At 48.0% G+C, this 23,127-nt stretch carries 18 protein-coding genes; 12 read left to right on the forward strand and 6 right to left on the reverse strand.

What is annotated here, in order from left to right; translation table 11 throughout:
• Positions 1-29 precede the first annotated feature (29 nt).
• On the forward strand, positions 30-1,025 hold the full coding sequence (gene bioB, locus BGO59_RS09365) for a biotin synthase BioB (protein WP_293683359.1): 996 nt from the start codon (positions 30-32) through the stop codon (positions 1,023-1,025).
• Between the two features lie 80 nt (positions 1,026-1,105).
• Here the strand turns inward: bioB and BGO59_RS09370 are convergent, their stop codons facing one another.
• On the reverse strand, positions 1,106-1,870 hold the full coding sequence (locus tag BGO59_RS09370) for a hypothetical protein (protein ID WP_293683360.1): 765 nt from the start codon (positions 1,868-1,870) through the stop codon (positions 1,106-1,108).
• A 218-nt stretch (positions 1,871-2,088) separates the two neighbouring features.
• Here BGO59_RS09370 and BGO59_RS09375 point away from each other — a divergent pair, with 218 nt between their 5' ends.
• Positions 2,089-2,883, forward strand: a complete 795-nt coding sequence (locus tag BGO59_RS09375) for a UDP-2,3-diacylglucosamine diphosphatase (RefSeq protein ID WP_293683361.1) — start codon at positions 2,089-2,091, stop codon at positions 2,881-2,883.
• 18 nt (positions 2,884-2,901) lie between these two features.
• Here BGO59_RS09375 and BGO59_RS09380 read toward each other — a convergent pair whose 3' ends face one another.
• The 4 genes from BGO59_RS09380 to BGO59_RS09395 form a co-directional block, all read right to left on the reverse strand.
• A complete protein-coding gene (locus BGO59_RS09380) occupies positions 2,902-3,633 on the reverse strand; it encodes a carboxypeptidase-like regulatory domain-containing protein (RefSeq protein ID WP_293683362.1) in 732 nt (243 codons plus the stop codon).
• Positions 3,634-3,948: 315 nt separating this feature from the next.
• Positions 3,949-4,782 carry a phosphatidate cytidylyltransferase gene (locus BGO59_RS09385; protein WP_293683363.1) on the reverse strand — a complete coding sequence of 278 codons (834 nt, stop codon included), beginning with the start codon at positions 4,780-4,782 and terminating at the stop codon, positions 3,949-3,951.
• A complete protein-coding gene (locus tag BGO59_RS09390; RefSeq protein ID WP_293683364.1) occupies positions 4,763-4,987 on the reverse strand; it encodes a DUF2007 domain-containing protein in 225 nt (74 codons plus the stop codon). Before BGO59_RS09390 ends, BGO59_RS09385 begins: the two co-directional genes overlap by 20 nt.
• A 90-nt stretch (positions 4,988-5,077) precedes the next feature.
• Positions 5,078-5,959, reverse strand: a complete 882-nt coding sequence (locus tag BGO59_RS09395; RefSeq protein ID WP_293683629.1) for a CPBP family intramembrane glutamic endopeptidase — start codon at positions 5,957-5,959, stop codon at positions 5,078-5,080.
• 193 nt (positions 5,960-6,152) lie between these two features.
• On the opposite strand from BGO59_RS09395, the gene dusB reads away from it, so the two are divergent.
• From dusB to frr, 6 genes are all read left to right on the forward strand, one after another.
• Positions 6,153-7,148 (forward strand): tRNA dihydrouridine synthase DusB, encoded by a 996-nt coding sequence (gene dusB, locus BGO59_RS09400; protein ID WP_293683365.1) that lies wholly within the window; start codon positions 6,153-6,155, stop codon positions 7,146-7,148.
• A 28-nt stretch (positions 7,149-7,176) separates the two neighbouring features.
• Entirely contained in the window at positions 7,177-8,082 is a 906-nt protein-coding gene (locus tag BGO59_RS09405; protein WP_293683366.1) for a DMT family transporter, read from the forward strand.
• A gap of 68 nt (positions 8,083-8,150) precedes the next feature.
• Positions 8,151-8,651 (forward strand): acetyl-CoA carboxylase biotin carboxyl carrier protein subunit, encoded by a 501-nt coding sequence (locus BGO59_RS09410; protein WP_293683367.1) that lies wholly within the window; start codon positions 8,151-8,153, stop codon positions 8,649-8,651.
• A 17-nt stretch (positions 8,652-8,668) separates the two neighbouring features.
• On the forward strand, positions 8,669-9,631 hold the full coding sequence (locus BGO59_RS09415) for a sugar phosphate isomerase/epimerase (protein WP_293683368.1): 963 nt from the start codon (positions 8,669-8,671) through the stop codon (positions 9,629-9,631).
• Positions 9,632-9,772: 141 nt separating this feature from the next.
• Complete coding sequence (gene pyrH, locus BGO59_RS09420; RefSeq protein WP_080056135.1) at positions 9,773-10,501, forward strand: UMP kinase; 729 nt, start codon at positions 9,773-9,775, stop codon at positions 10,499-10,501.
• Between the two features lie 92 nt (positions 10,502-10,593).
• Positions 10,594-11,154: a ribosome recycling factor gene (frr, locus tag BGO59_RS09425; protein ID WP_080059917.1), complete on the forward strand. Its 561-nt coding sequence runs from the start codon at positions 10,594-10,596 to the stop codon at positions 11,152-11,154.
• Positions 11,155-11,266: 112 nt separating this feature from the next.
• Here the strand turns inward: frr and BGO59_RS09430 are convergent, their stop codons facing one another.
• On the reverse strand, positions 11,267-11,521 hold the full coding sequence (locus BGO59_RS09430; RefSeq protein WP_293683369.1) for a hypothetical protein: 255 nt from the start codon (positions 11,519-11,521) through the stop codon (positions 11,267-11,269).
• 281 nt (positions 11,522-11,802) lie between these two features.
• Here BGO59_RS09430 and BGO59_RS09435 point away from each other — a divergent pair, with 281 nt between their 5' ends.
• The 4 genes from BGO59_RS09435 to BGO59_RS09450 all read left to right on the forward strand — a co-directional run bounded on the left by BGO59_RS09435 (position 11,803) and on the right by BGO59_RS09450 (position 23,124).
• Complete coding sequence (locus BGO59_RS09435) at positions 11,803-12,996, forward strand: glycosyltransferase family 2 protein (RefSeq protein WP_293683370.1); 1,194 nt, start codon at positions 11,803-11,805, stop codon at positions 12,994-12,996.
• A gap of 334 nt (positions 12,997-13,330) precedes the next feature.
• On the forward strand, positions 13,331-14,038 hold the full coding sequence (locus BGO59_RS09440) for a TolC family protein (protein ID WP_293683371.1): 708 nt from the start codon (positions 13,331-13,333) through the stop codon (positions 14,036-14,038).
• Between the two features lie 10 nt (positions 14,039-14,048).
• Entirely contained in the window at positions 14,049-16,241 is a 2,193-nt protein-coding gene (locus tag BGO59_RS09445; RefSeq protein ID WP_293683372.1) for a lipopolysaccharide biosynthesis protein, read from the forward strand.
• Positions 16,242-16,440: 199 nt separating this feature from the next.
• Complete coding sequence (locus tag BGO59_RS09450; RefSeq protein ID WP_293683373.1) at positions 16,441-23,124, forward strand: polyketide synthase; 6,684 nt, start codon at positions 16,441-16,443, stop codon at positions 23,122-23,124.
• Positions 23,125-23,127 lie beyond the last annotated feature (3 nt).

The raw sequence follows: 23,127 nt of genomic DNA on the forward strand, positions 1-23,127 counted from the left end.
ACATCTCGAATCAATACATTTCCAACGACATGCTTCGTACCGATTGGACCCGCGCTGAAATCGCCGACATTTATAATTCGCCTGTTCTGGATTTAATTTACCGGGCAGCTACTGTTCACCGTCAACATCATGATCCTCAGGAAGTACAGGTATGTACATTGCTTTCGGTCAAGACGGGGGGATGCCCTGAAGATTGTGCCTACTGCCCACAGGCAGCTCGTTACCATACCCATGTAAAGGTGCATAAATTAATGGAGGTCGATGAAGTGCTGACGGCGGCACAGCAGGCCAAGGATACCGGAAGTACCCGTTTCTGTATGGGGGCCGCCTGGCGTGAAGTACGGGATAATCGTGATTTCGATAAAGTATTGGAAATGGTACAGGGCGTCAACGAAATGGGCCTTGAGGTGTGTTGCACACTGGGTATGCTAACCGAAAGTCAGGCACAGCGGTTGAAGGACGCTGGCTTGTATGCCTACAACCATAACCTCGATACCAGCGAAGAATATTATGGCGACATCATCACGACCCGTACCTACGATGATCGCTTAGATACACTGAGCCATGCCCGTAAGGCCGGAATTTCGGTTTGTTCGGGTGGTATAATCGGGATGGGTGAGTCGGATCAGGACCGGATCGGAATGCTGCACACACTGGCAACATTGCCCCAACATCCCGAATCTGTACCTGTCAATGCATTGGTGCCGGTTGAGGGAACGCCTTTGGAAGATCAACCAAGGGTGTCGATCTGGGAAATGGTTCGGATGATTGCTACCGCCCGGATTATTATGCCGAAAGCAATGGTACGTCTTTCGGCTGGTCGCGTTCGGATGAATACCGAGGAACAGGCGTTGTGCTTTCTGGCTGGAGCGAACTCCATCTTTGCGGGCGATAAACTCCTGACAACACCTAACCCGGACGAAGACGCTGACCAGCAGTTATTCCAGACACTCAATATCCGGCCTCGGAAATCCTTTAAAAACGGCGATCAACCTGCTGTGGTGTTCGAACAAATTCCGCTCTAATGACTTTTGGAGTTAAAACCAAGCATTAAAAAAGGGAGCCAAAATTCATTGGCTCCCTTTTTTAATGCTTGGTCTATCTGTTATAAGCGACGGATGTATTCGTTCTCGTTGATCTTTTCAATGATCACTTCGGCTAACGAAGCTGCCCGTTCTTTCTTAACTTCTGCCTTGTCTTTCGTTTCAACTGTTACATTGATGATGTGGTTGTTATACAGAACGTGCATGGCGCCCGTTGTTGCGTCCCATACCGCTTTGTCACCAATATTCGGTACCGCTTCAAAATTGCCTTTGCTCACAGCAGGGGCCGTTAAGTGAGGGGTTGCTGCAGTAACACCACCATGGGTAGGCTGATGGTCTTCGGTAGCCGGGTGCTCCGAAACGGCTGAGTCGGCTACCATGGCTTCTGGATTCGTACCTTCCGAGCTGTTGGTCATTTCCTGTTCGTGTACATCGGCTACGGGCGCAGCCTGAGCGTCCGATTTCCCCTGGTACATTTTATCGAACTGGTACTCAGCCAGGAACGTTGATGAGTAAGGTCTTACACCACCGAATGATACAATAACTTTACTGCCTTCCCAGGCAAAATCGCAGCCACCGTGTTCGTGCCCTTCTTCCAGTTTGACCGTTTCACCCAGGTTAAACGTGTGGCGGACGTATTCTTCACCCAGAATATTACAGGGTTCGTCGTAGTTAAAATCAGTAGTGAGTGCAGCGAGGCCTGTGGGTCGTTTGGCCATAATTGGGCTGGCATCCATTTGGCTGGCCGGATCGGAAGTGTCTGAGCCAGGGTTACTGCAGGCAAAGCACAGTACAGGTAAAGCAACTATCAGCGACTTTAGTTTCATGGTATGATTGGAGAAAAGCCAAAATTAGCGTTTTCTTAAATACCATTTTACGGATGCCTATGTTTTTGCATGATTGCAAAAGGCTATTGCCAGTATCTGAGCAGTAAGTCTGGTGTATGGATTTGCTCCATTCTGCCGAAGTTAGCTCCTCGAATGATACCGCAATAGAGGCAGATCGATGTTCGTTGCGTAGTTTTGCGGCTGAATACACCTGTTCCATGTCTGCTATCGAAACCATTTTATTACCCCCTGGCCAAAAGGCTTACTTTGCATCTGATTTCCACTTAGGTACTCCTTCCCCCAGTCAAAGCCGCGAACGCGAACAGGTCATTGTGGATTGGCTCGATACGATCCGCACCGATGCAGCCGTGATTTTTCTGGTCGGTGATGTGTTCGATTTCTGGTTTGAATACAAGCATAGCATTCCCAAAGGGTTCGTTCGACTACAGGGAAAACTTGCCGAATTGACCGATTCCGGGATGAAAATCATTTTGTTTACCGGGAATCACGACATGTGGATGAATGATTACTTTACCAAGGAAATGGGGATACCAGTCTATCGGGAGCCACGGCGGTATGAGATCGGTGGCAAACGATTTTTGATTGGGCATGGCGATGGCCTTGGTCCCGGTGATTTTGTCTATAAACGGCTGAAAACGGTCTTTGAGAGTAAATTGGCCCGGCAGCTTTTTCGGTGGGTCCACCCTGATTTAGGTATTGGACTGGCCCAGGCATGGTCGCGCCGAAGCCGAATCAGCAATCATAAGAAAGGGGAGGAGCAGTTCCTGGGCGAAGACCGTGAATGGCTTATGCAATACGCTCGTGAGGTAGAGGCTGCCTCGCACCATGACTATTACATCTTTGGGCACAGGCACCTACCGTTGAACTTGACCGTTAACGAATCTAGCCGATATGTTAACCTTGGTGAATGGGTAGCCGCTAAAACCTATGCCGTGTTTGATGAAACCGGTTTACAACTGAAGTCCTGGAAAGGCAAAATAGATGCCAAATAGTATAGTTCGCCCTACCAATTAATTGTTGTTATCCTGTAGAATATCCTTTCGAGAGACATTTTCGCGAGGGGCTTTATTGATTTCGTTACGCCACTCCTTGTTTTTAAAATCGCCCCGTTTGACGGATCGTATAAAGTTCGCCCAGGCAAAGGGATTCGTAAAGGCAAAGGTCGTGGCCGAACTACGTCCAATAAGGGACTCGCGCCCAAAAAACTGCTGATTAACGAAGTTCTGGTGGTTGGCCAGCGCACTCATAGGCATCGTAGCAGCCTGACGCATGATGGCTTCTGGACTCGTATTTTTAGCTAAGTTCTCGCGCTCTTTTTCGTCGGGCAGTTTCAGATTGACAAACGCTTCTTTAAACAGTTCTTCCGTAGCATAAGGGTATACCTTTACTTCTGCCAGTGTTTTTACATCTTCCTGCAACGCCACTACGGCCGAATACGTAAGGTCGGATAAACGATTCGGAATGATATGATACTGAGTACGGAATCCAACATAACTGAAAATTACGCTATCGCCCGGAAATACAGGCAAGGCAAAATAGCCATTAGGAGCCGCTAAAACACCACGACCAGCTTTCGGAATATAAATATAGGCTCCAGGTAAAGGTTCGTTCGTTTTGCCTCCCGTTATAAAGCCTGTGAACGTTACCTGTCGGTCCTGTCCCTGGGCCTTTACGGATGAATAGAGTCCCGTTAAGGCAGTTAGCACCATAATGAGAACCAATAACGTCAATGACTTCTTCATAGACTCGCCAAATAAACTACAAAGTAAACGAGGAAAAGGCAGTATATGGTTTCGACTACCCGAATTTTAAGAAAGTTTGCCTGACAAATTTACCCATTCTGGACGATAACACATGAGAATGAATGAAATGTAAAGGGCTTTTTAAGAATTTTTAAATCATGTTAAGGCAGTGAAAACCGTTACCTTTTAAACGTTCAGGTATCTAACCCATTACGAATTCATACACCTTGCTTTAGTAAGAAGTACAGTTACGGTAAACGCAAACGCCCGGTTCAGCTTGAAACCGGGCGTTTTTATAGTGCTATGGCGAAAAACCTAGGCGAATAACTTTAGAAACGTGATAATGAAGGGGGCAGCCAGCAATAGCCCGTCGAAACGGTCCAGAAAACCGCCATGTCCCGGAATACTGCTTCCCGAATCTTTAATGGCAATGCTTCGTTTGAATAACGACTCGACCAGGTCGCCATAGGTACCTGTTACGACAATAATGGCCCCTACGCAGTACCATTGCCAGGGTTTTAGTTCGGTCGCATACAGCGCCAGCCCTGAAGCAATAAGGGTAGCGGCAGCAGCACCACCTAAGGCACCTTCCCACGATTTTTTCGGCGATACCCGTTCAAATAATTTTCGCCGACCAAACTTTGTCCCTGCGAAATAAGCGCCAATGTCGCTGGCCCACAGTAAAAGAAGGCATCCTGTGATAATCATCGGATGAAAGCCCCCTCCCCGGAGAGCGAGAATAATGAGCAGGGCGAAGGGCATGGCAACGTAGATGATCCCCAGAAAGGTGAAACCAATGTTGGTGAATGGTTTCATGTCGCGCTTTTTATAAAGCTTTATCAGGAAGATCATCGACGAGGCTGGACAGATCAGAAAATAATTGCCCATACCGATCTGATCCGTTTCGATAAAGTAAGCGAGTATACAAATCATACTGCCCACTAGTGTACCATAGGCGGTAAGGGGTTCGAAACCGTCCAGACCTAACAATCGATAAAACTCGCGTTGGGTCAATGCACTAATTACGCAGAACAGGAGGGCAAATGTCCAGTCGGCGTACCAGATCATGAATAAAATAAACGGAACTCCAATTACAGCCGCAATCACTCGCTGCTGTAAGTTGGTCATATTAGCTAAACGTTGCTTCATTCTCTAAAATAACTTTGGCCAGAATGGCATCCTTGGCTGGTACATGAACCTCAACTTCGCCTTTTCCCCACCCAATGTTTGGATAACTACTGCTTTGTTTATTAATAATAACTGCTGGAATGTCATGTTCCACGAGTAGCGCTTTCGCCAGTTCGGCCCGGTGAGGAAGGACGGTAGCGTATATAGATTCCCAATTTTCGTTCATTCTAATCATTGACTTGTAAAGATGCCAGGTATGGTCTCTCATGACCAGATGGTTGTTGCTGATGCATCTGAGACGCCAGGTATGGCGTCTCTACGTTTGTACGGAATTAGTTTTTCTAAAGTAATACAATAGTCCTGCCGTAACGACAGCCCCTGCCAGTGAGCCCAGAATCGGTACCGATTCTGTACTTTCAATATTCATTGAGGTAACTTTCTGCTGATAAAGATAGACCATGAATACAGTAAACCCATTATTGACGAAATGGGCTAAAATTGGTACCCAAAGGTTCCCTGACCAAACATAGAGGTACCCGAACAGTGCACCCAGGAGCATTCGAGGAAAGAAGCCAAGAAACTGTACGTGAATGGCACTGAACAACGCTGCCGCCAGCCAGATACCTACGTGTACATTGCGCGTCCAGTAGATGAAGTTACGTTGTAGAATCCCCCGAAACAGGACCTCTTCACCGATAGCCGGAATGACGGCTACGACCAGTATCGCAATAAGTAATTGCCCCGTCGATTGAAAGGTAGTCAGGTATTGGGTGAGGCCGTTCAGTTTCTTTTCCTGATCGCGCATCCACTGCTCAATAGGAGCCAGTGTTTCGGGTAGGTGCAGATTCTGATTCCACTCGATGATAAGCCCATCAAACGGCATAAATGCCAGAACAATCAGGACGACCAGGCTAAAGCCTACCACAGCCGAAACTGGGCGGTTGTTAAACTGATTCCAGGAACGGCGCTCGATAAAGTACCAGTACACCAGCGAAGGCAGCAGAAACGTGCCCATATGATTGATGGCCTGGAGTAGCATGAGTTCGTACCAGCTGCCTGGCACCGACGTTGGGTTAGCGGCCAGCGATTGCAGGTACTCCTGCGTTTTCTCGACATCCAGCCCACGGGTCATAGCCAGCAGGCCGAATAGTAAATACGTACTAATAACACCTCCCAGGAGGATAAAACCGACGAGCATAATCAGGCCGCCAAGCGTAGGAGGACGGGAAGTAGAGGTCTCTGAAGGGTGAATGGGTTGCATAATTTGTGTAAATATACAGACGTATGGTGTAAGAATGACGATGCATGAAACACCATGCCTGGCAAATAACGGAACCAAATAAGCCTACAAATCGTAAATTTGTTATTATATGTTATAAATCAATACCAGAGTGGTCACTATTGGTACTATACAACTGCCGGATTTTCCGTTGCTACTGGCTCCCATGGAAGATGTCAGCGATCCGCCGTTTCGTGCGGTTTGCAAGGCAAATGGAGCCGATCTGATGTATACGGAATTTATTTCATCGGAAGGCTTAATCCGGGATGCCGCCAAGAGCGTTCAGAAACTGGATATATTTGAGTACGAGCGTCCTATTGGTATACAGCTTTTTGGGTCGGATGTTGAAACAATGGGGGAGTGTGCTCGTATAGCTAGTCGGGTAAGCCCCGATCTGATCGATATAAACTACGGGTGTCCGGTGAAAAATGTCGCTTGCCGGGGAGCGGGAGCAGCTCTACTTCAGGATATTCCTAAAATGGCGCGGATGACCGAAGCCGTTGTTAAGGCAACGCACCTGCCCGTAACGGTAAAAACCCGACTGGGCTGGGACGATTCTACAAAAAATGTTGGTGAAGTTGCCGAACGGTTGCAGGATGTGGGTATCAAAGCGCTGACCATTCATGGGCGAACCCGGGCGCAGATGTATAAGGGCGAAGCCGACTGGAGCCTTATTGGCCGGATAAAAGATAACCCCCGAATTCACATTCCGATCTTTGGCAATGGCGATATCGATTCGCCCGAAAAAGCGATTGAGTATAAGAATCGGTATGGTGTCGATGGCGTCATGATCGGTCGGGCCAGTATAGGTTATCCCTGGATTTTTAATGAAATAAAGCATTTTGCTAAAACAGGTCAGCACCTTCCTGCACCAACTATTGCCGATCGGGTAGCGGTTTGTCGTCAGCATCTGGATTTCTCAATTCGCTGGAAAGGCGAAATCGTTGGCCTTTTCGAAATGCGCCGTCATTACGCCAATTATTTCAAAGGACTGCCCGACTTCAAACCTTATCGGATGCGTTTAGTGACCACCGACTCCTATAGCGGAGTCAGTGCGGTGTTGGATGAAATCGCTGACCACTATTCAGAAGAGATTCTTTTAGCCTAGTAATAGGAGTGAGTAGTAGGAGAAAAACATGACTACCGGACAACCTGTTGTAGGTTTGCAGAAACGGCCATTGATGGCCTGGGTATTACTTGGTGCGCTGGCTCTGGTTTGGGGCAGTTCATTTATTTTGATTAAGCGTAGCCTGGGTGCTTTTCCGCCCGAACAGGTAGCAGCTGGTCGATTGGTGTTTGCCTTTGTTTTCTTTCTTCCGTTTCTGACAAGGCAAAGTAGTCAGTCTGATGTTCGGGTAGCTGTTCAGCATCGTTGGCTGGCCTTGCTGGCGTCGGGCGTTATTGGCTTTGTAATCCCTGCATTTCTGTTTGCCGAAGCGGGAGCCCATCTAAATAGCTCACTGGCCGGTGCTCTGAATTCGCTTAGTCCATTATTTACCCTGAGTCTGGGAGGATTGGTATTCGGGCAACCACTGCGAATTCGGCAGGTAGCGGGTATTTTGTTAGGGTTGGCCGGTTCGCTGCTGCTGGTATTTTTCAGCGCTACGGGTTCGTTTCAGTTTAATGGGTATGCGCTACTGGTTGTTCTGGCTACCATTTGTTACGGTCTGAATACAAACCTGATCGGGCGCTACCTGAGCCATCTGCCAGCGTTGGTATCGACAGCCTGGCTGTTTGCATTTGCGGGACCCATTGCCCTGCTTACGCTTATCCCAACGGATTTTCTGAGCCGGGTTATTGATGTGAAAAATAACTGGTCACTGGCCGCTCTGGCCACGCTTGGGGTTTTCGGCTCCGGGCTGATGTCCATTTTCTTCAACCGGGTCGTGCAACTGGCCTCTCCTTTATTTGCGGCTTCGGTTACGTATCTGATTCCCATTGTGGCGCTGATGTGGGGTGTACTGGATGGCGAAACCATTTATGCCGTCCAGTTTGCGGGTATGGGTATTTGCCTGCTGGGAATTTGGCTGGTGAATAAATAAGTTTGATGTTTGTAGTGTCTGGTATGATAATGTGTCTGCCAACTCCGAAACTAAAACGAAGCCCTGTTATGTATACCGCTGCCCTACCCGATGAAACCACCTTCACGATTGATTTTATGTCAGGTAGTCCGCTGTTGAATGGAGAGCCGTTCACCTGGGACTTGGCAAAGTTATCCGATCGAACTTTTCATATTCTTCATCAGAATCGTTCTTATAATGCCGAAATCCTGGACCTGAACACCACAGACAAATCGGTAACTCTGAAAATTAATGGTCATATTCATCAGGTTCAGCTAAAAGACCGCTTCGATTTATTACTCGAAAAAATGGGCATGAGTAGTGCCGCCAGCACGAAAGTAAATGAGTTGAAAGCGCCGATGCCCGGACTGATCGTTGGCATAAACGTACAGCCGGGCGATGCCATCAACAAAGGCGATAGCCTGCTGATTCTGGAAGCAATGAAAATGGAAAATGTGCTAAAATCACCTGGTGCCGGTAGTATCAAAACCATCCGGGTAGCCAAAGGCGATCGGGTCGAGAAGGGCCAGGTATTGGTAGAATTTTCCTGAACGGGTATTTAGTAGGTATGGATACTCACTATACCCGTCGCCGTTTTCTGACTCAGACCGCTTTAGCCGCAGGGATGTTGCCGGTATGGCCCGAAACCATTGCGGAACCGTTAACGACCGTTCCCGTCGAAGACGCCGTGGTGCCACCGATCCATATATTCTCGAAACATCTGCAGTTTCTGAATTACACGGATATGGCTGATGCAGCCGCCAGTATGGGCTTTGCGGGGGTAGACCTGACCGTACGGCCTGACGGACATGTGCGTCCAGAGCGTGTGGAAGAGGATTTGCCCAAAGCTGCTGAAGCCCTTCGAAAGGCAGGACTTCCCCCTCGCCTGATGACTACTGCGGTTGGTGATGCGACGAAGGCGACCGATCAGCGTCTTCTGAAAACAGCCGCCAAACTTGGGTTTCAGGCGTATCGAATGGCGTGGTATCAATATGATGAGAAACGCTCACTGCCCGATTCCATTCTACACTATCAGAATCAAATTCAGGCACTGGCCGAATTAAATAAAACCCTGAACCTGATTGGCTGCTACCAGAATCATGCCGGGGTGCTGGTTGGATCAGATATCTGGGAGATATGGGAAATTCTCAGGAAAGCCAATCCGCAGCATATGGGCGTGCAATACGACATTCGGCATGCTACGGTCGAAGGTGGTACTGCCTGGCCAAATGGCCTTCGATTGATCCGGCCACAGATTAAAGCCATTACGCTTAAAGATTTTCACTGGGCGAAAAAAGGGGATAAGTGGGTGGTACAGGACGTGCCGATTGGTGAAGGCATGGTTGATTTTAAGACTTATTTTGCCTTTTTGAAAAAACAGGCTGTAAACGTACCCATCACACTTCACATAGAGTACCCAATCGGTGGCGCTGAACATGGAAATGCCAAGATATCAATGCCTAAAAATGAAGTGTTTACGGCTATGAAACGGGATATGGACCGAGTAAAGACGCTTTGGCAGGAGGCATAAAAAGCCAGCAAGGGCGAAATGGTAAAACGAACAAAGGATCAGGCAAAAGAAGCCGCCCCGTAAAATCTCAGACCTTTTCTCTTTTTCTCTACTCTTCCCTTTAGTCCGTTTTTCCTATCTTTGCCCGCAAAACTTCCCTTCATGACATCACAGACAAAGTATAAACGCATCCTGCTCAAGCTGAGTGGGGAGGCATTGGCTGGGCCTAATGGGTATAATATTGACCCAATCGTGCTTGAACAATACAGCAAAGAAATTAAACAAATTGTTGATCTGGGGGTGCAGGTCGCTATTGTCATTGGTGGAGGGAATATCTTTCGGGGCGTTTCAGGGGAGCGGTCTGGCATCGACCGGGTGCAGGGGGATTACATGGGTATGTTGGCAACAGTCATCAACGCAATGGCTATTCAGAGTTCGCTGGAGAAGCACGGCATGTATACTCGTGTGATGTCGGCGATCAAAATGGAGCAGGTTTGTGAACCCTACGTCCGTCGCCGGGCTGTGCGTCATCTCGAAAAAGGTCGGGTCGTTATATTTGGGGCTGGAACGGGGAATCCTTATTTCACAACTGATTCTACGGCCGCATTACGAGCCATTGAAGTCGAAGCAGACGTTGTTCTGAAAGGGACCAAAGTGGATGGCATCTATTCGGCCGATCCAATGAAAGACAAAACGGCTGTTCGGTATACGACGATTACCTTCGATGACGTTTACGAGAAGAAATTGAGCGTGATGGATCTTACAGCCTTTACGCTTTGTCAGGAAAATAATCTGCCGATCATCGTCTTTAACATGAACAATCAGGGCAGCCTGCTTCGGTTGATTCAGGGCGACGACAGTGTCGGTACACTTGTAACGACTAAACTGTAATGATAGAATGATTAACTAGGTGAATGATTAGATACGTATCGCTACGAATATTCAATCATTCAACTATTCACTCATTCAAAATTAAAAACTATATGGAAGAGATCGAGCTATTTCTCGATGATGCAAAGGACACGATGGAAAAGGCCCTCAAACACCTGGCCATCGAATTAACAAAAATCCGCGCTGGTAAAGCGTCGCCCCAGATGTTGGATGGTATTCAGGTAGAATACTATGGGGCAATGACCCCACTTAATCAGGTGGCTTCTGTAACGACGCCCGATGCACGTACGATCGCTGTCAAGCCTTTCGAGAAAAAACTGATCGGCGAAGTTGAAAAAGCCATCCGTAATTCGAACCTCGGATTATCGCCGAGCAACGACGGAGAGCTTATTCGCTTAAACATTCCACCACTCACAGAAGAGCGTCGTCGCGATCTTGTCAAAAAAGTAAAACAGGAGGTCGAGGTCGCAAAAGTAAACGTTCGCAATATCCGTAAAGACACTAACGAAGACATCCGTAAACTGGTGAAAGATGGTGTTTCGGAAGATGCCGTCAAAGTAGGTGAGGAGCGTGTTCAGAAACTAACGGATGCCTTCATCGCTCGCATCGACGAGACGTTCGTGGCTAAAGAGAAAGATATTCTGGCAGTTTAGCTGCTTGCCTGATCAAAAAAGCCGACCCAATTGGGTCGGCTTTTTGGTGTAAAGGACTGGACTACGTTCGCCTGTGATCCAGTCTATATATCCCCTAATACTCCCTACAGGGCTATTTCGTTTGCCGAATAGCTGATTTTAAATAGTCTTTTGCTGTTCGGCTGATTAATTCGTCGTCGACATCGACCACGCGCTCTCCCCGGTGTTCGTATGGCCAAACTTCCCCTGTGAGTACATCGAAGATGCCATAGGGTAGTAAGTCATACTCTTCGTAACCCCAATACAAAAAGTCAACTGCATCGGCGGAGTTATCGAACCCTACCGCGTAGCCAATTTCTGCCTGAGCGAAAACAACAATGTAGCGCATGCCCATATATACGGAGCGCAAATCATTTTGGTTGCGTCGTTTTATGTGACTTGGTAACGAATCACTGGTCTTAAAATGAAAGGGCTATCCTTTATAGAACTATTTATTTTGATCATATCTGCCTGGAGTAAACAGAAAATTTAATAGACGATATATTCTACAGGTTTTGGCCAAAATATAGAAAATAGGCCCTGGTCACATAAATAGGTGTAGTAAACTTACCAAGGTTAGTTTACTACACTGAAGCGATAGCTGCTCAGATTGGATTCGATAATTACTATATGTCAATTATTTACGCGATTTATTGCATTTTTTTAGGGTATATTGTACTTAACGTAATGTACTGGGCCGTATTTGCCATAGCTGGTCGCTTAGGTAAAGCGGATGATATAGATCCATTATCTGGAACGGTTACATTTCGGAAGATAGGGGTTTTGATACCAGCTTATAAGGAGGATGCTGTTATTATTGAGTCGGTTACGGAGAATTTGAAGCAACATTATCCCACCGACCGATTTGAGCTAATCGTCATAGCTGATTCATTTTTACCACATACACTCGCTCGATTAGCTACATTTCCGGTTACCGTACTCGAAGTCTCTTTCGACGTATCCACGGTAGCGAAGGCTATTAATGCTGCTTTATCAAGGTTGCCACTTGAGCAATATGATATACTTGTTGTTTCTGATGCCGATAATCATATGGCGCCTGATTTCCTGAGTCGAATCAACAAGGCTTTTGAGCAAGGATGGCGAGCAGTTCAGGGACATCGAGTCGCAAAAAATAGTAATACCAGTGTTGCTATCCTGGACGCTATCAGCGAAGAAATAAACAACCATATTTTTCGGAAAGGGAGCCGGGTGTTAGGCTTGTCATCGGCTACGATTGGTTCGGGAATGGCATTTGAGCCCAGCCTGATGAAAGAGGCCATGTCGACCCAGCATACGATGGGGGGATACGATAAGGAGCTGGAAACCAACATCGTACTGAGCGGCTGTAAAATTGCATACCTCGAAGATGCCTATATTTTCGATGAGAAAGTAGCCCATCGGGCCGTATTTCAGAATCAGCGTACCCGATGGATAGCCGCCCAGTGGCAATTTGTAAAATTCTATTTCTGGAAAGGGATAGGAGAGATTTTGCGGGGGCATATCGCTAGTGGCCTTAAGATTATTCAGGCTGTAATTCTGCCAAAAATCCTCCTGCTGGGCTTGCTCCTGTTAGGCCTCGCGATTGGTTTACTAATGCCTTACCCATTGCTCTGGCAAATTCCATTGGTATTATTGCTGGTGATGAGTACCAGTTTGATTATCTCAGTGCCAGTGTATCTTTGGAAACGAGTAAGTATACGTGACTTTTTATTTATACCTGTATTGCTGTTAAGTTTTGTAAAGGCATTATTGAATATTCGTAAAGCCTTTAAGCGCTTTATGCATACACCCCACACAGGTTCGCCTGATGCCCAGACACCTTAAATCAAACTGCCTGTTGGGGCAAAGTACCTGTTTGTGACAAAGCCCAAATTAGGGAGTCAAAAGAGATAAACAACCTACTTAAGTGGGTAAAATGAAGGATAATCCATTAAACGATATAAAATTAGCTAAATAATGTATAGTAAATTGTCGGAATAAGACAATTGTATACTTATCAGTAGGGTTTCTGAGGAGATAGACTCGTGTAAATTTTTTCAAAATGGCATGCCGTTTAGTAAACTTTAGTTTAAATATAAGTTGTCGAGTTAGTCTATTTTTTCTCATAGGGCTACTTTCAGTAACAACATGTTTTGCTCAAAACCGTAATGTTCGGGGCATGGTATCGTTTGGAGCTTCATCAGGGCTAGCTGATGATACGTTGTATCTTGATATAAATCAGGATGTAGCCGGGCAATTATTACCATTCGAAGATTTGGTAAAGATTGCTGTATCGCACTCACCGTTAATAAAGTACCAGAATGAAGTGGCTAACTCATTGAGTGAGGCACACGAAGTAGCAAAGTTACAGATTCTGCAAAACGTATCAGGCTTTGCCAATTATTCAGGGGGTAACCAATTGCTGGTTTCATCAGGAGATTCTAAACTTCCAGGTCAGGGAACAATTGGGCAAATTACGAATGGCTATCGGGTAGGGGTAGATCTGCGGCTCCCACTTTATGAACTTTTTGGGCGAAAACATCAGGTTCGTCAGGCTTATTCCAATTACAGAGCCGCTGTGGTTCAGAAAGAAACTATCGAATTGCAATTAAAGCGCGATTTGATTGGGGTCTATCAGGACATGATAACCTCGCAGCAACTGTTGAAAATCCTTCTGATTGATGAACAGGCTTCGTTGACAGCCCTTCGTGTAGGAGAGGCCGATATTCAGAAAGGAAGAATCACAGCCGATGTGATGGCCGCTACGACCAGTCGGTACGTACAGGCTAAAACAGCATCGGAACAGGCAAAGGGCAATTTCATTAAGAATGTACGCTATTTCGAAGCGTTAATGGGTATGCCAATTCAGCGTTTGAAACGTAATTAAGGGAAAGGGTATGACAATTGAAGTATTTTTACGCCTGCTGAAACAGCATTTGCTCTGGTTCATTCTTATTCCGGTTGTAGCGGCAGGAACAGCTTTTATTGTTACCCGAAATCAGCCTAAAGTGTATAAATCACAGGCTACGCTCTATACTGGGTTAGTATCACGCTATTCATTGCTGTCTGATCGTCAGAGCGCTTTTCAGGATCGGTCAGCCAGTGCCATAGATAATATTCTTACCACACTTAATTCCCGCGAAACATTAATTCAGGTGGCTGTGAGTCTGCTGACCGACCATTTGAGGCTGCAACACCCCGACACGCTTGTGTTGCGCGATGCCGGTTTTCAGCAATTACGCAAGGCCATTACGCCGGGTTGGGAAAACTTGTTTTTTATCGCTGCTGATTCCGCACTGTTACGACGGACGGTTGATAGTCTGGCCAAATCACAGTACGATAATCCGATCAAAAGCCTATTGATGAAATCGAACTCCTATTATTCGATTCAGCACTTAGGGGAAAATATCAAAGCAACCCCCCGTAAAAACACAAACGATGTACTCCAGATGGAGTACGAAACGGACGATCCAGGGGTGGCCCAGCGTACCTTACGCTACGCGATTGAATTTCTGAACCAGCGTTACGCAACGCTCAAAACATCTGAAACAAACTCGGTAATTGGCTATTACGAATCGAAGCTGGAGAAGGCAAAAGAAAAACTTGCTCAGGCGGAAACGGCTCTGCGTAATTTCAGTGAGAATCATCAGGTATTGGATTACGATGAAGAGGCCAAAAACGTAGCGGCCTCCCGCGAAGCACTGCAAACAGAATACAACCAGGAATTGATGCGGAGAAATGCGGCTAAAGCATCACTGGATGCGCTCAATCAGCGTATGGGGCAGCAGGGAAGCATTCGCTCGGCAAACAATGATCTAAGTGAAAAACAAAAGAAACTGGCCGACGCCGAAAATAAACTAGCCAACGCTAAGGCATACGGACAGTCGAAAGCGACCATCGATCAGTTGCAGGCAATGGTCAACAAAGCATCGGACGAGCTGAAAATCAGCGCTCAGAAATACGATGCCGCTACTAATTCGACCGATGCGATTCCGGCTCAAACCATAGCCAACGATCGACTGGTTAAATCGCTGGAATACGAAGAGTCGTCGGCTCGGCTGGAGCTGTATAAGAAGCGGATGAACGAATACGATGCCAAAACAAATGAGTATGGTCCGTTGGGTTCGCAGCTTCGCCAATTGAATCGGGATTTAGCCGTAGCTGAAAAAGAATACTTCGACCTCTTGCAGAATGTAGATCAGTCGAAAACCCGTCGTCAGGACGTGGCCATTGGGGGAACCCTGGAAATTCTGGATGCTCCCGATTTTCCACTGCTTCCTCAACCTTCCAAACGTTGGCAACTGGTGGCCATTGGTTTCGGCGTTGGGTTGTTTATTGCGCTGTTGCTGACGGCTCTCCGATTCTGGCTGGATAAGCGAATCAAATCGCCCGAACAGGCCGAAGAAATGATCGGTATGCCCGTATCGGCCCTATTTCCCACGGTGCGGAAACCTCAGGTTTTCACAAAAGCAACAATGGCTTCCCGGAGTATGTTTGAGCAGCTTTTCAATGCGATCAACATTGAAGTTTCGCAAAATACTACCAAGCCGTATCCACCCATCATTACGCTATTTAGTATTCGGTCGAAGCAGGGGAAAACCTGGGTGGCAAACGGCCTGAATCAACTATACGAAAATGCCGATCAACGGATTGCGTACTGTTACCCCCGAGTAACGGGCAAAGAGCAGCGTGCGCAGCAGCGGGGGATCACCTATTTCCCTTACACGATTCGTCCGGACTTTATGAATGTGACAGGTATTGACTACCTGCTTGATTATACGCAGGGCTTTGAGCCTTCACAGTTTGATCGTGTTATCCTTGAATTGCCCGCCCTGATTAATAACCAAATTCCAGTTTATCTGCTCAAAAGCAGCGCTTTATCCCTACTTGTAATTGATGCGAACAGCCCATGGGCAAGGGCCGAGAAACAACTGCTGAGTATGTACGTACGAGTAACTAATCAACCAATTCTGACGGTATTGAACCGGGTTGAGGGAGATTATGTCGACGTACCCGGTCGGGCTGATGCTATTCAGCCATTGCCGCCCGCTCAGGAAAACTCGATTTATTCCCAGCGAAATGCGCTGTAGGCATCAGGTAATGAACAATACGAGTCCATGTAGGCAATAATCCTCGTGGAAGATGTTTGCAATGCCTTGGTTTTATGGCTATTGCTAAGCAAAGCGCATAATCTGTTTAGGTTTAAGTCTGTAGTTGATTCCCATATTATCTACAGAACACGTAGAATCTGAAATTGCCTGAGTAGTTATGAGTGCCCATAAGAATAGTATGTTAAGCAGGAGTTTCCCAACTCCTCAGTTTGTTCATCAACTCGTTGAGCAGGTCGCTCAGGCGAACCAGGAGCGCACAGCCGTTATCTTCGGAAGGGAAACCCTAACGTATCAACAGCTAAATGAACGTGCCAACGAGGTATGTCAGGCGATCCTGCAGGTTGCTCCGTCGGCTTCGGTTATTGGCATCAGTACGACTCGTAATCTGGATATGGTGATCGGTGTGCTGGCTATTTTGAAAGCCGGGAAAGCCTATTTACCACTCGACCCTGCTTACCCTGATGCGCGTTTGCAACAAATTATCAGCGATGCTCATCTTCAAACTTGTCTGGCGGTAGGTACCGACCACTCCCGATTTGCGAGCTTAGGGCTCCAGGTCATTGCGGACTATACACGTCTGGATGTATCAGCAACGGTTCTGCAAGGGGGAATGGCCTATGTACTCTATACATCTGGCTCAACGGGTAAGCCGAAGGGGGTCTGCATGGGGCATACAGCACTCGTGAATCTGCTCACGTGGCAGGCTAAGCACTCGCAGGCAGGCCCTGGAACGAAGACGCTGCAACTGGCACCTCTCAGCTTTGATGTTTCGTTTCAGGAGATTTTTTCCACTTTGGCAACGGGTGGTACACTCATTCTGGTTGACGAGTCGCTTCGGCTGGATCTCAACGCACTACTCCAGTTTATTGATGAACAGGGAATCAATCGGTTGTTTCTGCCATTTGTCGCGCTACAGTACCTGGCCGAATCAGCTGTTCGCACGCAGGTCTTTCCGAAGCAACTCCAGGAGGTGATGACAGCCGGTGAGCAGTTGAAAATTACCCCGCAGGTCGCTCAGTTTTTTTCGGCCCTACCCACCTGTGTTTTATTCAACCAATATGGCCCTACCGAATGCCATGTGGTTACCCAACTGACGCTCTCCGGCGACCCTGCCACGTGGCCCGCATTGCCTGGTATCGGCCATCCGATCGACAATGTACGTCTGTTTGTTGTCGACGATAACCTGACTATTCTGCCCACGGGTGAAGCTGGCGAATTATGTTTTGGCGGAGACTGTGTTGCTGAAGGTTACCTGAACCAGCCCAGTCTGACGAGTGAAAAATTCATTCAATTAGATGTGCCCGGTCAGGGATCGGTACGGGTTTATCGTACGGGGGACCTGGGTCGATTACTACCTGATGGTACTATTGATTTTCTGGGGCGTCGCGATGATCAGGTGAAAATCCGTGGTCACCGCGTTGAATTGGGCGAAGTAGAAGTGGTGGTTAATCAGATACCGGGTATCAGGCAGGCTGTGGTCGTTGCGCGTGAAGCTCAGGGCGGACATAAGCAACTGGTTGCCTATCTGGTTTCGGCTAACGGTCAGTTGATCCCGTCGGAGGTTCGGTCGCAGCTTGCGCAAAAACTACCCGACTACATGATGCCCTCCGCTTTCGTGTGGCTGGATGAATTGCCGAAAACAACGAGTGGTAAGGTCGATAAAAAGCAATTGCCAGCCCCGGAACGGAAACGGCCCGAGTTGATGGTGGCATATCGTAAACCTAGGACTGCTCTTGAACGGACCATTGCCCAGGTTTGGGAAGAGCTATTAGAAATTGATCAGTTAGGTTCTGATGATAATTTTTTTGAACTGGGCGGTAATTCTCTATTGGCTCAAAAAACGGTAGCGCTTCTGAAGGAACGCCAGTACATACTACCCATCACCAAACTCTATCAATTTCCAACAGTTGCCGGTATTGCCAGCTATTTGCAGCCTAAAGAAGAGCCGTCAGTAGCAATTGGCTTGCCTAAAAATCAGCGCCAAAACGCGGCTCCATCAATGCACGATTCGGACATTGCTATTATTGGCATGGCGGGGCGCTTTCCGGGAGCGTGTACGATTGGTGAACTTTGGGAGGTCCTCAAAGCGGGTAAAGAAACGACACGATTTTTTACGGACGAAGAATTGGACCCATCGATTCCGGCAAGTCTGAAAGCTGATCCACTTTACGTAATGGCACGGGGTGTGATTGACGGAGCCGATCAGTTCGATGCAACCTTCTTTGGCTTATCGCCCAGGGTAGCTCAGCTCATGGACCCACAGCAACGAATCTTTCTGGAGATTGCCTGGGAAACGCTGGAGCAAACGGGCTATCTGCCTCACCATTACGATGGTCGGGTCGGGGTATTTGCAGGTTGTGGAAATAACACCTATTACCAGAAAAATATACCAGGGCATACAGATCTGATCGATCAGGTGGGTGCGTTTCAGGTGATGACCCTGAACGAGAAAGATTATATAGCTTCCCGAACCGCTTACCAGCTCAATCTGAAAGGCCCGGCTGTGAGTGTGTATTCTGCCTGTTCAACTTCATTGCTGGCGATTACGCAGGCTGTGCAGAGCATCCGAAATGGTCAGTGCGAAGTAGCTTTGGCTGGGGGAGCTAGTATTACATCACCGATCAGTAGTGGGCACCTCTATCAGGAAGGCGCTATGTTAAGCCAGGATGGGCATTGTCGATCGTTCGATGCCGATGCACAGGGCACCGTGTTTAGTGATGGGGCGGGGGTTGTATTACTGAAAAGCCGGGAAGCCGCTCTTCGCGATGGCGACACAATTTACGCGGTCATTAAAGGGGTTGGCGTGAATAATGACGGGGGAGGCAAAGGAAGCTTTACGGCCCCAAGCTCTGAAGGTCAGGCCGGCGCGATCATTATGGCGATAGCCGATGCAGCTATCGACCCGGCAACCATCAGTTATGTGGAAGCGCATGGAACGGCTACACCCTTGGGTGATCCAATCGAAATCGAAGGGTTGACACAGGCCTTTGGTGAGCAAGCTGATCGGCAGTTTTGTGCGATTGGCTCCATCAAAAGTAACATGGGGCATCTGACCCAAGCGGCTGGTGTGGCCGGACTGATCAAAACGACACTTGCGCTGTATCATAAGCAACTCCCGGCATCAATCAATTTTACCCGACCCAATCCCGCTATCGACTTTGCCAGTACGCCATTTTTTGTAAATACGCAATTGGTCGACTGGAAACCCGAAGGCGATTTGCCTCGTCGGGCCGGGGTGAGTTCATTTGGTGTTGGGGGAACCAATGTGCATGTCATATTGGAAGAATCTGGCGTTGAAAGACCCCAATCCGCTGGAGGTCGGCCGGTACAGTTGATAAGTTGGTCAGCTAAATCGTCCAGCAGCCTGGAGGCATATACCCGAAAATTGACACAGGCCGTCGAACAAGTAGAGGATACTGCATTAGCTGATCTGGCCTTTACCTTGCAGACGACTCGGGCCAGCTTTGGTCATCGACGCTTTATCGTTGCAGCAACAGGGGCCGAACTACAGCAGAAATTGCAGACCGAGCAGGCTAAGTCTTCCCTTTCAAAAGCCGTCCACCGACCTGACGAAGTGGTTTTTCTGTTTCCTGGGCAGGGGTCACAATACCTCAATATGGGACGATGGTTGTATGAATCGGAAGCTGTATTCCGGGAGGCTATCGATACCTGCGCGAACTTGCTGGCCCCCTATCTTGACCTTGATATTCGTCGGGTGATGTACCCTGAATCGATGGATATGGAGGCTGAGCAACGGCTTCGAAATACGCGTTATACGCAACCTGCCCTGTTTGTGACCGAATATGCACTAGCCCAATTATGGATGAGTTGGGGGATCGAACCGTCAGTATTTTGTGGGCATAGTATCGGTGAGTTTGTAGCCGCCCATTTATCAGGTATCTTTTCGTTGGCAGACGCGCTCATGCTTATTGCTATGCGTGGACGTATGGTGAGCGAACGCCCACGTGGTAGTATGTTATCGGTTCGTAAACCTGCTGGCCTAATTGCCGGGATGATGCCCGAAACGATTTCCATGGCCGCCATAAATAGCCATACACTGTGTGTGGTAGCAGGGCCAGATGAAGATATCGCTGATTTTGCCCGGTTATTGGACGAACAGGAAATTCCCAATCAGCCACTGGCAACGAGTCATGCGTTTCATTCCAGTATGATGGAGCCCATTGTGGGTGAATTTGGCAGCGTCGTAGGGACGATTTCGCTAAATCGGCCTAAAAAACCGATTGTATCGACGGTAAGTGGGACTTGGCTTACGGATGCTCAGGCTACTGATCCTATGTATTGGGCGAATCATCTGCGTGCGACCGTACAATTTGCCGATGCGCTGGATACGATAATAACCCTAGATAATCCAATACTGTTTGAAGTCGGCCCTGGGCATGTAACGGCGACGCTGGCCCGGCAGCAGGTTGGTAAAAAGACAATTCCAGTGCTGGCCGGATTAGCCAATCTGCCCGAACAGCCAGCAGCCTTCCAGTCATTACTGACTACTCTCGGGCAATTATACCAAAATGGCTTGGAGCCTGACTGGAAGGCCTTTTATAAAGACCAGAAACGAGTAAAGATTAGTGCGCCCAGCTACGCGTTTGATAAAAAGCACTGCTGGCTCGATCCGGTGGAAATCCGGCCGGAAAATCCCTCTTTATATACTAATAAACATGTCGGTTTAGTTGGTAATGTGCCTGTTGATCAGCGGCCTGTTGCAGATTTGCCCGATCGGTCGACCGTTGTATTGCCGATAACCACACCAAAAACTATGAGAAAAGATACATTGATCAGCCGGATCAATCAACTGCTGGAAGAGGCATCCGGTATTGAAATGGATGGCGTTACGCCCGACACCAGTTTTCTGGAAATCGGCTTGGATTCTCTGTTGCTGACCCAGGTGGCACTAACCCTGAAAAAAGAATTTGGCTTGCCCATTACCTTCCGTCAGTTAACCAGTACGTATACGTCTCCTGAACTGTTGGCCGACTTTATTGACCAGCAATTGCCTCCCGAACCACAGCCTGTTGCGCCGACTCCAGTTGCTATTCCGGTATCGCCTGTCACGGTGAATGGTCACTATGGGACTCAGCAGCCCAACCCTGCACTGGATATTATTGCCCAGCAACTGCAACTGCTTGCCAAACAGATTGAACTACTACAAGCAGGAAATACACCAGCCCCTCAACCTGTTGTTGCGCCAACGCCCCAGCCAATGCCGGTTAATGGAAACGTGGCAAAGAATGGAAGTTCAATTACGGACGCCCCTGACCTGACACCAGAGGAAAAAGCTGAACTGAAGAAACCATTCGGCGCAACGGCCCGAATTGAACGGCAGGCTTCGGAACTTACTCCGAAACAGCGGCAGTTTCTGGCGCAGTTTACGGAACAGTATACCCTCAAAACGGCCAAAAGTAAAGCCTATGCCCAGCAAAATCGGGCACATATGGCCGACCCACGTGTGGTCACTGGTTTTCGGCCACTTACCAAAGAAATTGTTTATCCATTAGTGGTTAACCGATCGGCGGGTAGCAGAGTATGGGATATTGATGGGAATGAGTACATCGATGCGTTGAACGGGTTCGGCTCGAATATGTTCGGCTACCAGCCTGACTGGCTTAAACAGGTGTTGCACGATCAGATCGAAGCCGGTTTTGAAGTCGGCCCTCAGCATGAACTGGCAGGTGAGGTAACCCGGCTTATTTGTGAACTGACCAAAACGGATCGCTCGGCGCTTTGTAATACTGGCTCCGAAGCGGTCCTGGGGGCCATGCGTATAGCCCGAACGGTAACAGGGCGATCGCTCATCGTTGCTTTTTCGGGATCTTACCACGGTATTGTTGATGAAGTTCTGGTGAGAGGCACCAAAAAACTGAAGTCATTCCCGGCTGCTCCGGGCATCATGCCCGAAGCGGTCCAGAATATGCTCATTCTGGAGTATGGGACCGACGAGAGTTTGAAAATCATTCGTGAGCGTGCCCATGAGTTAGCGGCTGTACTGGTTGAGCCGGTTCAAAGCCGTCGGCCCGAGTTTGTACCGATTGAATTTCTGAAACAGGTACGGAGTATTACGGAGAAATCCGGTACCGCCCTGATTTTCGATGAAGTCATTACCGGTTTTCGGGCCCATCCGGGTGGCACTCAGGCCCTTTTCGGTATTAAAGCCGATCTGGCTACGTATGGTAAAGTAGTCGGTGCTGGCTTACCGATTGGCGTAATTGCTGGTAAGCGAGCCTTTATGGATGCGCTGGATGGCGGGTTCTGGCAGTATGGTGATGCGTCGGTGCCGGAGGTTGGGGTTACCTATTTTGCCGGAACCTTTGTTCGCCATCCGTTGGCTTTAGCGGCTGCCAAAGCATCATTAGCGTACATGAAAGCAGAAGGCCCGATGTTGCATCAGCAGTTGACTCGTAAAACAACCCGGCTAGCCGACGAACTGAATGCTGTTCTGGAAAGCTGGAAACTTCCCCTTTTTGTTGTTAACTTTGGTTCATTATGGAAAGTTAAGTTTAAAGAAGAGGTAGCATACGGTGAATTGTTGTTTACATTGATGCGTGATAAAGGCATTCACATTTGGGATGGCTTTCCCTGTTTTCTAACAGAAGCGCATACAGAGCAGGAAATCGATGCGATCATTAAATGTTTTACCGATAGTATACAGGAATTGATCGAGGTCGGCATTTTTAAAGCCGATCGAATAAGCACAATCAGTTCAGAAACAGTTGGGATAACTCATAACAGAAATACACCACCGGCACCTGGTGCCAGACTAGGGCGGGATCGGCAGGGTAATCCTGCCTGGTTTATTCCTAATCCAGATCAGCCTGGGAAATACCTACAGGTTGAATTAAATCAATGACGG

Origin of the sequence: Spirosoma sp. 48-14 (assembly GCF_001898575.1) — a bacterium.
GTDB lineage: Bacteria > Bacteroidota > Bacteroidia > Cytophagales > Spirosomataceae > Spirosoma.